Here is a 14,413-nt window from a genome sequence, read left to right as displayed (position 1 = left end):
TCGTCCCGCCGCCCCCGACAATCCGGTCGCGGACTGTCGGGGGTTCCCGCCAGGATGACCGGCATGACCTGGCGAGCACCGGAGATCAACCGGACCCCCGAGCCCTACGTCGGCGACGAGCGCACCATGCTGGAGGGCTGGCTGGACTACCACCGGCAGACCCTGCTGCTCAAGTGCGCCGGCCTGACCGCCGACCAGCTGAAGACGCCCAGCGTCGAGCCCTCCGGGCTCACCCTGCTCGGCCTGGTCCGGCACCTGGCCGAGGTGGAGGCCTGGTGGTTCCGGGAGAACCTCGCCGGCCAGCAGGTCGACTACCCCTATTTCACGTCCGACAACCCGGACGCCGACCACGACGTCAGCACCGCCGACGCCGAGGCCGACTTCGCCACCTACCACCGGGAGGTGGCGCTGGCCCGGGCCGCCGCCGCCGGCCGGTCGCTCGACGAGACCTTCACCGAGGTCGGCCCGAAGCGCCGCACGTTCAACCTCCGCTGGATCTACGTGCACATGATCGAGGAGTACGCCCGGCACAACGGCCACGCCGACCTGATCCGCGAACGCATCGACGGCGTCACGGGCGAGTAGCCCCCGCCGGGGCGGAACGGAGACCGGTCAGTACGCCAGGGCGGCCCGCGCGTACCGCAGGTCGGCCGGGCCGCTCCAGCGCAGCGCCGACAGGCCGGCGACGCGGGCGCCCCGGATCGCCCAGTCCTCGTCGTCGAGGAAGAGCACCCGGGCCGCCGGGGTCTCCAGGGCCGCGCAGGCCGCCTGGAAGTACTCCTTCGCCGGCTTGTTCACCCCGACCCTGGACGAGTTGACCACCACGTCGAACTCGTCCGTCAGGTCGAGCGCGGCGAGGTCGGCGTCGAGCAGGTCCGTGGCGTTCGTGCCGAGCCCGACGCGGATGCCGCCGGCCCGCGCCTCGCGGACGAAGGCGAGCACCTCCGGGTCCACCTCGCCCCGGTAGCGCTGCCACTGCTCCACGGCGGCCCGGGCCCGCTCGGGGCCGCCCACGGAGTCGGCAAGCGCGTCGGCCACGCTGGCCATCCAGTCGGCGTGGCTGACCCGGCCGGTCAGCACCGGCTGGAGCCGCCCCCACTGCATGGCGATCTCGGTGAGTACGCCGTCGGACAGGCCGTACTCCCGCTCCACCCCGGCGGCCACCGCCGGGTCCCACCGGCGCAGGACGCCGTCGAAGTCCACCAGGAGCGCCGTCGCCCGTTCCCGACCCACTACTCGTTCTCCTCGCCGCGGCCACGCCGCTCGTCCCCGTCGGCCCGGTTGAGCCGCTGGCTGATCACCTGGGTCACCCCGTTGCGCATGGTCACGCCGTACAGGGCGTCGGCGACCTCCATCGTCCGCTTCTGGTGCGTGATGACGATGAGCTGGCTCTTCTCCCGCAACTGGGCCAGCAGCGTGATCAGCCGCCCCAGGTTGACGTCGTCGAGCGCCGCCTCGACCTCGTCCATGATGTAGAAGGGGCTGGGCCGGGCCCGGAAGATGGCCACCAGCATCGCCACCGCCGTCAGCGAACGCTCGCCGCCGGAGAGCAGCGACAGGCGCTTGATCTTCTTGCCCGGCGGGCGGGCCTCGACCTCGATGCCGGTGGTGAGCAGGTCGTCGGGGTCGGTCAGCACGAGCCGCCCCTCGCCACCGGGGAAGAGCACGGTGAAGACCTGCTGGAACTCCCGCGCGGTGTCGGCGAACGCGCTGGCGAAGACCTCCAGGATCCGGTCGTCGACGTCCTTGACCACGGTGAGCAGGTCGCGGCGGGTGGCCTTGAGGTCCTCCAGCTGCTCGGAGAGGAACTTGTAGCGCTCCTCCAGCGCGGCGAACTCCTCCAGGGCGAGCGGGTTCACCTTGCCGAGCAGGGCCAGTTCCCGTTCCGCCTTGGCGGCCCGCTTCTCCTGCACGGGCCGCTCGTAGCGGACCGGCTCGGGCACCGGCAGGCCGTCGCGTTCGGCCGCCGCCACGTCGGCCTGGGTGGGCGGGACGGGCTGGGTCGGGCCGTACTCGGCGACCAGCGTCTCCACGTCCAGCCCGAAGTCCTCGGCGGCCTTCGCCTCCAGCTGCTCGATGCGCAGCCGCTGCTCGGCGCGGGCCACCTCGTCGCGGTGCACCTGGCTGGTCAGCCGCTCCAGCTCCGCGCCGAGCCGCTTGGCCGCGCCGCGTACCTCCTGGAGTTCGGCCTCGCGCGCGGCGCGTTCGCGCGCCACGGCGTCGCGGTGCTCCTCGGCCGCGGCGATCGAGGTGGCCAGCCGCGTGAGGGCCTCCCGGGCCCCGCCCGCCACAGCCCGGGCGATCCCCGCGCCCCGGGTGCGCGCCGCCCGCCGCGCCGCCGCGCGTTCCCGCGCGGCCCGCTCGGCGGTGGCCTGCCGGCGCAGGGAGTCCGCGCGGCCGGCGATCGAGGAGACCCGCTCCTCGGCGGTACGCACCGCGAGCCGGACCTCCATCTCGTTCTGCCGCGCCTGCGGCACCATCGCGGCGAGCTGGTCGCGGTCGTCTGTGGCGGGTTCCGCGTCGACGGGGGTCTCCTCGGCCAGCCGCAGCCGCTCCTCCAGCTCCGCGAGGGTGAGCAGGTCCCGCTCCCGGGCGGCCTCCGCGCGGGCCCGGGACTCGCCGAGCCGGTCGGTCTCCGCCTTCGCCGAGCGGGCCGCCGCGCCCAGCTCGGCCAGCCGGCGGGCGGCGGCGTTGCGGTGGCTCTCCGCCTCCCGCTTGGCGGCGGCGGCGTGCTGCACCGTCTCCTTGGCGGCGGCCACCTCGGCGCGGGCGTCGACGAGCTGTTCGCGCAGCTCCGCACCGGCCTGCTCGGCGGCGAGCCGGTTCGACCGGGCCTCCTCGACGGCGGCCTGCACCTCGATGAAGCTGGGCGCCTTGGCCGACCCGCCGGCCGCCGCGTACGCCCCGACCACGTCGCCGTCGGGGGTGACCGCGCGCAGCTCCGGGTTGCCGGCGACCACCTCGGCCGCGGCGGCGAGGTCGTCGACCAGCACCACGTCGCGCAGCGCCCGGTGCACCGCCGGGCGGAGCTGCGGGGAGCACTCCACCAGGTCGGGCGCCCAGCGGGCGCCGTCGGGCAGCTTCGGTCGCAGCGCGTCGGCGGGCCCGTCCATGCCCGGCCCGGCGGGGCTGCCGACCAGCAGGCCGGCACGACCGGCGTCGGAGATCTTCAGCAGCCGCATGGCCTCGACCGCCTCGTCGACGCCGCTGACCGCGACCGCGTCGGCGAGCCCGCCGAGCGCGGCGGCGAGCGCGGCCTCCTGCCCGGGCGCGACCGTGAGCAGCCCGGCCAGGCTGCCCAGCAGGCCCGGAACATCGTCGGCGCGGGCCAGCAGCGCGCCCGCGCCGTCCTTGCGGCGCAGGCCGAGGGCGAGCGCCTCCTCCCGGGCCTTCCAGGTGGCGGCGTCCTTCTCCGCCGCCCGCTCCGCGTCGGTCAGCGACCGCACGGTGGCCTGCGCCCGCTCCTGGGCGGCGACCGCCTCGGCGTGCCGGGCGTCGAGGTCGGCGTTGTCCCGGTCCGCCTCGGTGGACTGCTCGGCGACCGCGTCGAGTTCGGCCTGGGCCTGGTCGGCCCGGGCCAGCGCGTCGGCGTGCGCGGTGGCGAGCCGCTCGATCTCCTCGCCGGCGCTGGTGGTCCGGGCGCGGGCGGAGTTGACCTGGCCGGTCAGCCGGGCCAGGCCCTCCCGCCGGTCGGCGATCGCCTTGGCCGCGGCGACCAGCTCGCGTTCGGCGGCGGCGAGCTGCCGCTCCAGCTCCTGGCGGTGCTCGACGGCCTCGGCCAGCCGGATCTGGTCGTCGGTGAGCGCGCCGCGCAGCTCCTCCTCCTGCTCGCGGATCCGCTCGGCCTCGGCCTCCAACTGCTCGGGGTCGCGACCGGGACGCTCGTCGTCGGGGGTGGCGCTGAGGTGCCGCAGCCGTTCCCGGGCGAGCTGCTCGATGGAGCGGAACCGCTCGGAGAGGGCGGAGAGCTTGTACCAGGTGTCCTGGGCGGCGGCCAGCAGCGGCGCGTCCTCGGCGAGGGCCGCCTCCAGCTCGGCCAGCCGCGCCTGCACCTCGCTGTGTTCGGCCTCGACCTGCTCGCGCCGCTCGCGCACCGCGGTCTCGTCGGCGATCTCCCGGTCCAGGGTGGCGCGCAGGGTGGCCAGGTCGTCGGCGAGCAGTCGTAGCCGGGCGTCGCGCAGGTTGGCCTGGATGGCGGCGGCGCGGCGGGCCACCTCCGCCTGCCGGCCCAGCGGCTTGAGCTGGCGGCGCAGCTCGGCGGTGAGGTCGGTGAGCCGGTTGAGGTTGGTCTGCATCGCGTCGAGCTTCCGCAGCGCCTTCTCCTTGCGCTTGCGGTGCTTGAGGACGCCGGCCGCCTCCTCGATGAACGACCGCCGGTCCTCCGGCTTGGCGTGCAGCATCCCGTCGAGCCGCCCCTGGCCGACGATGATGTGCATCTCCCGGCCGATGCCGGAATCCGACAGCAGCTCCTGGATGTCGAGCAGCCGGCAGGTGTCGCCGTTGATCTCGTACTCGCTCTCGCCGGAGCGGAACATGCGGCGGGTGATCGACACCTCGGTGTACTCGATCGGCAGCGCGCCGTCGGTGTTGTCGATCGTCAGGGTCACCTCGGCCCGGCCCAGTGGGGCCCGGCCGGCGGTGCCGGCGAAGATGACGTCCTCCATCTTTCCGCCGCGCAGCGCCTTGGCGCCCTGCTCGCCGAGCACCCAGGCGATGGCGTCGACGACGTTGGACTTGCCGGAGCCGTTGGGGCCGACCACGCAGGTGATCCCCGGCTCCAGCTTGAGCGTCGTCGCGGAGGCGAAGGACTTGAAGCCCTTCACCGTCAGGCTCTTGAGATGCACCTTCTCGATCCTCGTCCGGTGGCCGCCGTACCGTCGCCGGCTGCGCGGACCTGGGTGAACCCGCAGACTAACCCGGGACCGGGAGCCGCCGGGCACGCGACCCGCCTGACGTCCGCCGGGCGCCCGTCCCGGGCGGCGCGCGCCGGCCCGCCCGGGTGCCGCCCGTCCGTCGGCCGGAGTCGTACGGGAATCGTCGCGGCGGGCCGCACAAGATCACGAATTGGTGCGACGAAAAGGGGTGCGGACAGAGCTGCGCGCCGGCACAGAAGTGTCGGCGCGCTCTTTTTGCGTGATGCGATTCAGTTTTGCGATCTGGAGATCAGGTCAGCGCGGGCTCGGCCAGACGGAGCAGATCGTCCGCCTCCGCCGCAGCCGCCGCGAGCCGATCGTTCTCGGCACGCAGCCGCGTGATCTCGAACTCCAGAGCCCGAACCGTGGTACGCAGTCGGGTGACCTCGTCGAGCAGACGCCGATCGAGCGCCGCACCTACGTGGCCGTACAGGGCCTTAGCCATGTTGACTCCTTGATATGCGCTGCCGGAAGGGCCGGCCAACGCGCGCCCAAATGTGTACGCGGCTGTCACCCCAGACGATTCTGGGCATGACCGGGCGCGACTGGCGACACCTACATATTGAGCCGACACCCCCTCTTTCGTCAAGTTCTCGCAGGCCGTAGATCATTTCCACGTCGACCTGTCCACTTGCCGGGGGGGCTGCCACAAGGCGCGGACACACTCTGTCCGGACACCTTGACTCTACGCCTCGGATCCCGGGAAGTCCCCACCCTGCCGGCCGGCTTCCCCTTAACTCTTCCTTAGCCACGTTGCCGCTGTTCACACCCGCCACGTAGCGTCACCCCGGCCCGCAAGCGACCCCTTGGAGGCAGAGGCGTGTACGGCTGGACCGACCCGAACCACCCGGACGGCGCCGCCCGGCGCCGCGAGCAGCCGCTGGGCGAGGAGCCGCCGGCCTGGCTCACCGACCGTCCGGAGCCGAGGTCCGCCTACCTCTTCGGGGACGACCCAGAGCAGCCCGCCGACGAGTGGCACCGCGACCAGCCGACCGCCCGCTGGCAGTCCGAGCCCGCCGCACCGGCCGGGACCTGGCAGCCGCAGACCACCGACGCGACCGCGACCTGGCGGCCCGAGCCCACCGAGCGCTGGCAGGCCGAGCCGGACGCCCGCTGGGCCCCCGGGTCCGCCGGCCCGACGGACGGGGCGTACCGGGCGGAGCGCCCCTTCCCCGCCGACCGGACCGCCGGCGCCTGGCCGGTCGACGACCCGACCGCCCCCGTCGACCTCGCCGCGCTCCGGGCCGCCCCGGCCGCAACGGCGCCGGCCACCGCCGAGGGCCGCCACCGCCCCCGCCGCCGCTTCCCCCGCCCGCTGGTGATCGGCGGTGCCGCCGCGGCCGCCACGTTGGTGGTGAGCCTCGGCGTCGGCGCGGTCGCGCTGACCGGCGACGGCCCGGCGACCGACCCCGCCGCCGTCGACGACACGATCGCCGCCGCCCCGGTGCTGCCGGGCGGCGAGTCGGCGCCCGGCGACACGCTCGCCCCGCCCACCCCGAGCACCGCGCCGACCACCGCCAGGCCCACTCCGTCGGCCACGAAGAGCACCAGGCCGACGCCGGCGCCGTCGCGTACCACCGCGCCCTCGCGGCGCAGCGCCGAACGGAGCACGGCGCCGACCGGCGGCGGCACGAAGGCCCCGGTCAGCAGCGGGGGCGGCAGCCAGGCCAACCAGGTGGTCGCCCTGGTCAACGCCGAGCGCGCCAAGGCCGGCTGCGGCGCGGTGAGCGTCGACGACAAGCTGACGACCGCCGCCCAGCGGCACAGCCAGGACCAGGCCGACCACCGCGACATGTCGCACACGGGCAGCGACGGCAGCAACGTCGGGACCCGGCTGGACCGGGTGGGTTACTCCTGGCGCACCTACGGCGAGAACGTCGCCTGGAACCAGAAGACGCCGGCCGCCGTCATGGACGCCTGGATGAACAGCTCCGGCCACCGGGCCAACATCCTGAACTGCGCCTTCACCGAGATCGGCGTCGGCGTCGCCAGCAGCAACGGGCCGTACTGGACGCAGGTCTTCGCCGCGCCGCGCTGAACGCGAGTCGTGGCCGGGGCCGTACTCGTTTGACCGGGTGAGGTACGCCGACACGGCGTACCCGCTCCGGGCGGTGTGCCGCCGCCCGCGACCCGGGAGCTGCCGATGCGGATCCGGCCGCGTACGCGCGCCGTCGGGCGGGGCCTGCGCCGGGCCCTGCCGGCCTGCGTCGCACTCGTCCTGCTGAGCGTGCTCGCCGCCTGCCGGCCGGACCTGGCCGCGCCCGGTGCCCCGACCGCCTGGCCGGCGGCGTCGGCGGGCGGGTGGCAGTGGCAGTGGCAGCTCAGTGGCGTGCTGGACCTCACCGTCGACGCCGACGTCTTCCTGCTCGACCCGGTCGCCACCACCGCCGCGCAGACCGCCGAGCTGCGCTCCCGGGACCGCCGGCTGGTCTGCCAGGTGCACGTCGGTTCCGTCCTGCCGACCGACCCGGACGCGGACCGCCTCCCGGCCGCCGTACGGGGCGCCGCGTCCCGCCGACCGCAGGGCCGCTGGCTCGACGTACGGCAGTGGGACGCCCTGCGGCCGGTGCTGGCCGACCGGTTCCGGCTCTGCCGGGGCAAGGGCTTCGGGGCGGTCGCGCTGGCCGACGCCGACGGGTACGCGCACCGGTCCGGCTTCCCGCTCGACTTCGACGACCAGCTGCGGTTCAACCGCCGGCTGGCCGAGCTGGCCCGCTCGCTGAGCCTCTCCCCCGGCCTGATCAACGACCTGGGGCAGGTGGCCGCCCTGGCCCCGGACTTCGACTTCGCCGTCAACGAGGAGTGCGTGCGGCTGGACCAGTGCGCCCGGCTGCTGCCGTTCGTCGAGGCGGGCAAGCCGGTGTTCCACGTGGAGTACGCCGGCTCGACGACGGACTTCTGCGTCACCACGCTGGGCTACGGCCTGTCCTCGATCCGCAAGGAACGCCAGCTCGACGCGTGGCGGCTCCCCTGCGCGGCGCCCTGACCACCGGCACCTCCTCGCGTGCGGTACCTGCCCTGTCCGGGCCGGGCCGGGCGGACGCGCCGCCGGTGCCCCGCACACCGCGCGGAGTCAGCCCCGCAGGGCCGCCCGGGGGCGGGGCTGGCAGCGCGGGCAGCTGTACGACGAACGGTTCATGAACGCCTCGCGGCGCACCGGTGCGCCGCACCGGTGGCACGGCAGGCCCTCCCGGCCGTAGACGTTCAGCGCCCGGTCGAAGTAGCCGCTCTCCCCGTTCACGTTGACGTAGAGGGCGTCGAAGCTGGTGCCGCCGGACTTGATCGCCTCGCCGAGGACGTCCCGGACGTGGCCCAGCAGCCGCAGCGCGGCCGGGCCGGTCAGCGCGTCGGTGGGGCGGGCGCCGTGCAGCCTCGCCCGCCACAGCGCCTCGTCGGCGTAGATGTTGCCCACGCCGGAGATCAGCGTCTGGTCCAGCAGCGCCCGCTTGACCTCGGTACGCCGTCGGCGCAGCGCGGCGACGAACGCCGCGTCGGAGAACTGCGGGTCCATCGGGTCCCGGGCGATGTGCGCGATCTCCGCCGGCAGCTCGGCGCCCCCCGCGGAGACCGACAGGCCGCCGAACGTGCGCTGGTCGACGAAGCGCAGCTCGGGACCGCCGTCGGCGAACCGGAAGCGGACCCGCAGGTGCGTCTCGTCGGGGGCGTCGGCCGGCTGCACCAGCAGCTGACCCGACATGCCCAGGTGCCCGATCACGGCGTCGCCGCTGTCCAGCGGCAGCCACAGGTACTTGCCGCGCCGGCGCACGTCCAGCACCGTCCGGTCGGCCAGCACGTCGGCGAAGTGCCCGCCGCCGGGGGTGTGCCGGCGTACCGCGCGGGGGTGGCGCACCTCGACGGCGGAGATCCGTCGGCCGGTGACCCACCGGGCCAGCCCCTGCCGGACGGTCTCGACCTCCGGCAGCTCAGGCACGGCCCAGGCCCGCCTCGGCGGTCTGCGCCGTCCCGTCCCCGGACGCCGGGCCCTCCGGCCCGACCGGCTCCCGCTCCGCCTGCTCGGTGAGCGTCCGCCAGGCCGCCTCGGCGGCCCGCTGCTCGGCCTCCTTCTTGCTGCGCCCGTCGGCCCCGCCGTAGCGGTTGCCGGCGACGACCACCCAGGCGGTGAACGTCTTGAGGTGGTCCGGGCCGGTGCCCTCGATGCGGTACTCGGGGACGCCGAGCCCGAGCGCCGCCGTCAGCTCCTGGAGGCTGGTCTTCCAGTCCAGGGCCGCACCCCGGCCCGCCGACTCGGCCATCAGCGGGTCGAAGAGCCGGTGGATGACGATGGCGGCGGTGTCCAGCCCGTACTGGAGGTAGATCGCGCCGAGCAGCGCCTCCAGGGTGTCGGCGAGGATGCTCGCCTTGTCCCGGCCACCGGTGGTCTCCTCCCCCTTGCCGAGCAGCAGGTAGGCGCCGAGCCCGTCCGGGCCGAGGCCCCGCGCCACGTCGGCGAGGGCCCGCATGTTGACCACGCTGGCCCGCAGCTTGGCCAGCTGCCCCTCGGGCAGGTCGGGGTGGTTGTGGAAGAGCGCGGTGGTGATCACCACGCCGAGCACCGAGTCGCCCAGGAACTCCAACCGCTCGTTGGTGGGCAGGCCGCCGTTCTCGTACGCGTACGAGCGGTGGGTCAGCGCGCGCTGGAGCAGCTCCGGATCCAGGCTGACGCCGAACGCGGCTTCCAGGTGACCGACGGACGCCCGCCGCCGCTTGTCGTTGCTCATGATGTGGGTACCTCGGTGTCGGTGGAGCGGTCTGTGCGTTCCGCGCGGTCGCCCGCCTCGGCGCCGTCGAGCAGCGCGCGGACGTGGTCGGTGGCGCGTCGTCGCCAGAGATGGGCGGCCAGCGCGATGCCCGCGGCGACGTCCTCGGCGCGGGCGGCGCCGTGGCAGACGACGACCGTCCCGGCGATCCCGAGCAGGGCCGCCGCGCGCGGGGCGCCGCCGCCGGACGGGGGCCCGCCGGCCATCGCGTACGCGCCTTCGATCGCCTTGAGCAGCACGTTACCGGTGAACCCGTCGGTGACCACCACATCGGCGCGCGTGCCGAGGGAGACGTCGTACCCCTCGACCAGGCCGACGTAGCGCCCGTCGCAGGGCAGCGACGCGGCGGCGAGGACGGGATCGGCGAGCCGGCGGGCGCGGTCGCCCTTGCCCGCCTCGGTGCCCACCGACAGCAGCCCCACCCGGGGCGCGACGACGGCGTGCGCCACCGCCGCGTAGGCGGCGCCGAGCACGGCGTGGCGGGCCAGGGTGGCCGGGCGCGGCTCCAGCGAGCCGCCGACGTCCAGCAGGACCACCGGGCCGGCGACGGCCGGCAGGGTGGCGATCAGCGCCGGACGGCGCACGTCCGGCCAGCGGCCGAGGCCGAGCGCGACGGCGGTGACGGTGGCGCCGGTGGACCCGGCGGAGACGAGCGCGTCGGCGACGCCGTCGCGGACGGCGTGCACCGCCGCGCGGACGGTGCTGTCCGCGCGGGCGGCCACGGGATGGTCGGCCATGCCGACGACGGCGCGGACCGGCCGCACGGTGACCCGGGCACGCTGTGCCGGGTCGAGGGCGCGGATCACCTCGCCGGCGGCCTCGGCCGGGCCGACGAGGAGCAGGTGCAGGTCCGGGTCGGCGCGCACGGCCCGCAGAGCGCCGTCAACCACGACGGCGGGAGCGTCGTCCCCGCCGAGGAGGTCAACGGCGATCCGCGCGGTGCCCGGCTCCATCGGAACGCCGGCCGGAACAGGCCGGCCGGCGTCGGAGGGAGCCGGGGCACCGGGCGATTGCCAGGGTGCGCGCGCCGCCCGACCAGGGGTCGGGGGCGTCACTCGGCGTCCAGGTCAGACCTCGAGGACCTGGCGGCCGTTGTAGGTGCCGCAGACGGAGCAGGCGGCGTGGGGCAGCTTCGCCGACTTGCACTGGGGGCAGGCCACGGTCGCGACCACGGTCGCCTTCCAGTTCGCCCGGCGGGCGCGGGTGTTGCTGCGCGACATCTTGCGCTTGGGGACGGCCACGGTTCCTACTCCTCTTTACGGTTCAGTTGCGACAGGCCCGCCCAACGCGGGTCGATCTGCTCGTGACTGTGGTCGGCCGGCAGATCGTCCAAGTGCACCCCGCATTCGGGGCACAGGCCTGGGCAGTCCTCCCGGCAGAGCGGGTTGGTCGGCAGCGTGAGCACCACCGCGTCCCGCAGCGCCGGCTCCAGGTCGATCAGATCGCCCTGCATCCGGCCCACCTCGTCCTCGTCGGTCGTGGTGTCCGTGGTGCTGTTCTCGTACGCGTACAGCTCCTGGATCCGCACGGCCAGCGAGTCGTCGATCTCGCGAAGGCAGCGACCGCACTCGCCCCGGACGCGACCGCTGACGGTCCCGGAGACGAGCACGCCCTCGGACACCGACTCCAACCTCAGGTCGAGGTCGAGGTCCGCGCCCTCCGGCACGGCGATCATCTCGCCGCCGAGGTCCGCCGGTGCCGGCACCACCCGCTTTTCCGTACGCAACGCACCAGGCCGGCGCGGCAGCTCCCTCGTGTCGAGGACCAGCGGCGACCTGGGGTTGAGTGTCGAAGGCGTGTGTTTGGGCATAGTCAGACTCCGGCCGGTGAGAGGCCGACAAAAAAGGTTACCTGGGCGACCGCCGGACCGTCGAACCGGGGGCGGCGCCCGCCCCATCCGCCGGCTGGTGAGGTGCCGCTCAGAAGGGTAGCGGGCGGTCCGCCTCCTCCCCACCGAAGGTGCCGATCTCGCGCAGCGCGTGCATCTTGTCCCGCCCGCGCTCTATCGAGGCAAGCGCCCGGGTGAGGAACTGCTCGAAGTTGGCCAGCGCGGTGTCGACGTAGTCGTCGACCTCCTCGCGCAGGCGCTGCGCCTCGGCGCGGGCCTCCGCGATGATCCGCGCGCCCTCGTGCTCGGCGGAGACCGTGATCTCGTTCACCGAGACCAGCCGGGCGTGTTCCGCCTCACCCTCGCTGATGATCCGGTCGGCCTCGCGCTTGCCGGCCTCCATGATCTTGTCCCGCTCGTCCAGCAGCGCGGCGGCCCGACGCAGGTCGGCGGGGAGTTCGGCGCGCAGCTCATCGAGGATCGCGATGAACTCACCCCGGTCGACCATGCAGTTGTTGCGCGACATCGGGACGGAGCGCGCCTGCTCCACCATGGCGATCAGTTCGTCGATGCGATCGAGCGGGTCCACCGGTACCTCACTCCTGTCGTTCGTCGGGCCGACCTACATGATGCGGGCTACGGCCGGTTTCCCGCTGCACACATCATGTCGCGCCCCGACCACAGCGCACCGCTCACCCCGGCCCGGCGCGTCGCGGTACGCCACGGCGCCGCCCCGGCCGGGCACAACGCCGGCGGGGACGGCGGCCCCGGGCGGTCAGTCGCGCGACGGCGGGACGAGCCGGGCGCTCAACTCCTCGCGGACCCGGTCGGGCACGTGGGCGGAGATGTCGCCGCCCCACTTCGCCACGTCCTTGACCAGGCTGGAGGAGAGGAACGAGTAGAGCGGATTGGTCGGCATGAACAGGGTCTCGACGCCGGCCAGGCCGATGTTCATCTGTGCCATCTGCAACTCGTAGTCGAAGTCGCTGACCGCCCGCAGGCCCTTGATCAGCACGCTCGCCTGCTGCGCCCGACAGAAGTCGACAAGCAGGCCGCGGAACGACTCGACCCGGACGTTGTCGTAGGAGGCGGTCACCTCGCGGAGCATGTCGATCCGCTCCTCGACGGTGAACAGGCCGCTCTTCGACTGGTTGACCAGCACGCCCACGATCACCTCGTCGAACAGCCGGCTCGCCCGGCCGACGATGTCGAGGTGCCCGTTGGTGACCGGATCGAACGAGCCGGGACACACCGCACGTCTCATGATCGGCGACCGTACCAAAGGGTCGTCTCGCCGTAGCGCCGGCTGCGCTCGCCGGTGATGCCCTGCACCCACCCGACGGGGCCCGTGCGGCTGGACCGCTCCACCACCACCAGGGCGTCCGGGGCCAGCCAGCCGCCGTCGACCAGCGCGACGAGCATCGCCGTGATCTCCGCGTCCGGCACCGCGTAGGGCGGGTCGGCGAAGACCACGTCGTACGGGTCGCCGTCCGGGCCGGCCGCCAGCACGGTGGCGACCTTGCCGGTGACCAGCCGGGCGGCCGGCGCGGCGCGCAACGCGGCCACGTTCTCCCGGACCACCCGGGCCGCCCGGGGGTCGGACTCCACCAGCAGCACGTGCGCGGCCCCCCGGGAGAGGGCCTCCAGGCCCACCGCCCCCGAGCCGGCGTAGAGGTCGGCGAAGCGGGCACCGGCCAGGTCGACCTCGGCCTGCACGGCGCTGAACAACGCCTCGCGCACCCGGTCCGACGTGGGCCTGGTGCCCGCGCCCGGCGGCGCGGCGATCCGCCGCCCACCAAGGGTTCCGGCCACGATCCGGGTCACCGTCGCTCCCTGCCCATGCCCCGACGCTACGCGACGGCCGGGCCGGTGGACGAAGCACCCGAGGCGACGAGCGGGCCCGCCACGACCTGCCGGCCCCGCCGGCCCGCACCGGGGGCGCGTCCGCCGCCCGGTCGGCGTCCGCACCCGATCAGCGCGCCTCGGCGGGCCCGAGCACCGACGTGATGGTGACCGGGTCGACCTCGGCCTGGTTGGTCAGCAGCACGAGCCGCTGGTCCGAGTCGGGCAGCCAGGCCGCGAACGCCTTGTAGCCGCCGTTGTCCCCCGAGTGGTGCAGCGCCCGTCGGCCGGCCAGCGGGCCGACGAAGAACCCGTAGCCGTACGCCTCCTCGGGCCGGCCGGTGGGCGCGTGCGGGGCGGTCATCGCCGTCACCGAGGCCGGGGCGAGCAGCCGGCCCCGGCGCGGCACGTCGAGCCAGGTGAGCAGGTCCGTCCCGGTGCACCAGACGTCACCCGCGCCCATGCTCACGGTCGCCAGGTCCCAGGACGGCACCGGACGGCCGCCCTCGTGTCCGACCGCCACGTCCGGCCGCCCGTCGCCGGCACCGGCGAAGCTGCCCGTCATGCCCAGCGGCGCGAAGACCTCCTCGGCGAGGAACTCGGCGTACGGCCGGTCGGCCGCGCGCTCGACGGCCCGGGCCAGCAGCACGTAGCCGGGGCTGCTGTAGTGCCACCCGGCTCCGGGCCGGAACAGCGGCGGCACCGCGGCGAACGAGCCGAGCAGGTCGTCCGGCTCAGCCGGGTCGGCGAGATCGACCGCCGGGTACTGCTCCCAGTGGCCCAGGCCCGAGGTGTGGGTGAGCAGGTGGTGCAGCGTGATGCCGGACCATTCCGGCGGCGGGCCGGGCAGCCAGCGCACGACCGGGTCGGACAGGCTCAGCGCACCCCGCTCGGCGAGCAGCAGCACCGCCGCGGCGGCCATCTGCTTGCTGATCGAGGCGATCTGGAACCGGGTCCCGGGAGCGCAGTGGACACCGGTGCTCCGATCGGCCACCCCGGCGACCTGTTCCGTCAGGATCTCGTCGCCCCGGGCCAGCAGGAGCACGCCACTGTCAAATGAGGATGCGGACATC

The 14,413-nt window shown here is 74.6% G+C and carries 15 protein-coding genes; 3 read left to right on the top strand and 12 right to left on the bottom strand.

What is annotated here, in order from left to right:
- Window positions 1-63 precede the first annotated feature (63 nt).
- A complete protein-coding gene (locus tag EV374_RS06655) occupies window positions 64-585 on the top strand; it encodes a DinB family protein (RefSeq protein WP_132232658.1) in 522 nt (173 codons plus the stop codon).
- Between the two features lie 27 nt (window positions 586-612).
- Here EV374_RS06655 and EV374_RS06650 read toward each other — a convergent pair whose 3' ends face one another.
- The 3 genes from EV374_RS06650 to EV374_RS06640 all read right to left on the bottom strand — a co-directional run bounded on the left by EV374_RS06650 (window position 613) and on the right by EV374_RS06640 (window position 5,358).
- On the bottom strand, window positions 613-1,233 hold the full coding sequence (locus EV374_RS06650; RefSeq protein WP_132232656.1) for an HAD-IA family hydrolase: 621 nt from the start codon (window positions 1,231-1,233) through the stop codon (window positions 613-615).
- Entirely contained in the window at window positions 1,233-4,844 is a 3,612-nt protein-coding gene (gene smc / locus EV374_RS06645; protein WP_132232654.1) for a chromosome segregation protein SMC, read from the bottom strand. The genes EV374_RS06650 and smc overlap by 1 nt, the downstream gene beginning before the upstream one ends.
- Before the next feature lie 319 nt (window positions 4,845-5,163).
- A complete protein-coding gene (locus tag EV374_RS06640; RefSeq protein WP_132232653.1) occupies window positions 5,164-5,358 on the bottom strand; it encodes a hypothetical protein in 195 nt (64 codons plus the stop codon).
- A gap of 375 nt (window positions 5,359-5,733) precedes the next feature.
- Between EV374_RS06640 and EV374_RS06635 the strand changes: the two genes are divergently transcribed.
- Window positions 5,734-6,951: a CAP domain-containing protein gene (locus tag EV374_RS06635; protein ID WP_132232652.1), complete on the top strand. Its 1,218-nt coding sequence runs from the start codon at window positions 5,734-5,736 to the stop codon at window positions 6,949-6,951.
- Between the two features lie 105 nt (window positions 6,952-7,056).
- Complete coding sequence (locus EV374_RS06630; protein ID WP_132232650.1) at window positions 7,057-7,899, top strand: endo alpha-1,4 polygalactosaminidase; 843 nt, start codon at window positions 7,057-7,059, stop codon at window positions 7,897-7,899.
- Window positions 7,900-7,986: 87 nt separating this feature from the next.
- On the opposite strand, the gene mutM is transcribed toward EV374_RS06630, so the two are convergent.
- The 9 genes from mutM to EV374_RS06585 form a co-directional block, all read right to left on the bottom strand.
- Window positions 7,987-8,844, bottom strand: a complete 858-nt coding sequence (gene mutM, locus EV374_RS06625; RefSeq protein ID WP_132232648.1) for a bifunctional DNA-formamidopyrimidine glycosylase/DNA-(apurinic or apyrimidinic site) lyase — start codon at window positions 8,842-8,844, stop codon at window positions 7,987-7,989.
- A complete protein-coding gene (rnc, locus tag EV374_RS06620) occupies window positions 8,837-9,631 on the bottom strand; it encodes a ribonuclease III (RefSeq protein ID WP_132232646.1) in 795 nt (264 codons plus the stop codon). Before rnc ends, mutM begins: the two co-directional genes overlap by 8 nt.
- Complete coding sequence (locus tag EV374_RS06615) at window positions 9,628-10,623, bottom strand: phosphate acetyl/acyltransferase (protein WP_132232644.1); 996 nt, start codon at window positions 10,621-10,623, stop codon at window positions 9,628-9,630. The genes rnc and EV374_RS06615 overlap by 4 nt, the downstream gene beginning before the upstream one ends.
- 114 nt (window positions 10,624-10,737) lie before the next feature.
- On the bottom strand, window positions 10,738-10,911 hold the full coding sequence (rpmF, locus tag EV374_RS06610) for a 50S ribosomal protein L32 (RefSeq protein WP_018786309.1): 174 nt from the start codon (window positions 10,909-10,911) through the stop codon (window positions 10,738-10,740).
- Between the two features lie 5 nt (window positions 10,912-10,916).
- Window positions 10,917-11,480, bottom strand: a complete 564-nt coding sequence (locus EV374_RS06605; protein ID WP_132232642.1) for a YceD family protein — start codon at window positions 11,478-11,480, stop codon at window positions 10,917-10,919.
- Window positions 11,481-11,589: 109 nt separating this feature from the next.
- Entirely contained in the window at window positions 11,590-12,087 is a 498-nt protein-coding gene (locus tag EV374_RS06600; RefSeq protein ID WP_132232640.1) for an SPFH domain-containing protein, read from the bottom strand.
- A 186-nt stretch (window positions 12,088-12,273) separates the two neighbouring features.
- Window positions 12,274-12,762 (bottom strand): pantetheine-phosphate adenylyltransferase, encoded by a 489-nt coding sequence (gene coaD / locus EV374_RS06595; protein ID WP_132232638.1) that lies wholly within the window; start codon window positions 12,760-12,762, stop codon window positions 12,274-12,276.
- Window positions 12,759-13,322 carry a 16S rRNA (guanine(966)-N(2))-methyltransferase RsmD gene (gene rsmD / locus EV374_RS06590; RefSeq protein ID WP_132232636.1) on the bottom strand — a complete coding sequence of 188 codons (564 nt, stop codon included), beginning with the start codon at window positions 13,320-13,322 and terminating at the stop codon, window positions 12,759-12,761. Before rsmD ends, coaD begins: the two co-directional genes overlap by 4 nt.
- A gap of 148 nt (window positions 13,323-13,470) precedes the next feature.
- On the bottom strand, window positions 13,471-14,412 hold the full coding sequence (locus EV374_RS06585) for a serine hydrolase domain-containing protein (protein WP_132232634.1): 942 nt from the start codon (window positions 14,410-14,412) through the stop codon (window positions 13,471-13,473).
- Window position 14,413: the final 1 nt, after the last annotated feature.

Source organism: Micromonospora sp. CNZ303 (genome assembly GCF_004345505.1).
Note: the sequence above shows the minus strand (reverse complement) of the source record. Positions and strands in the feature narration are given on the sequence as shown.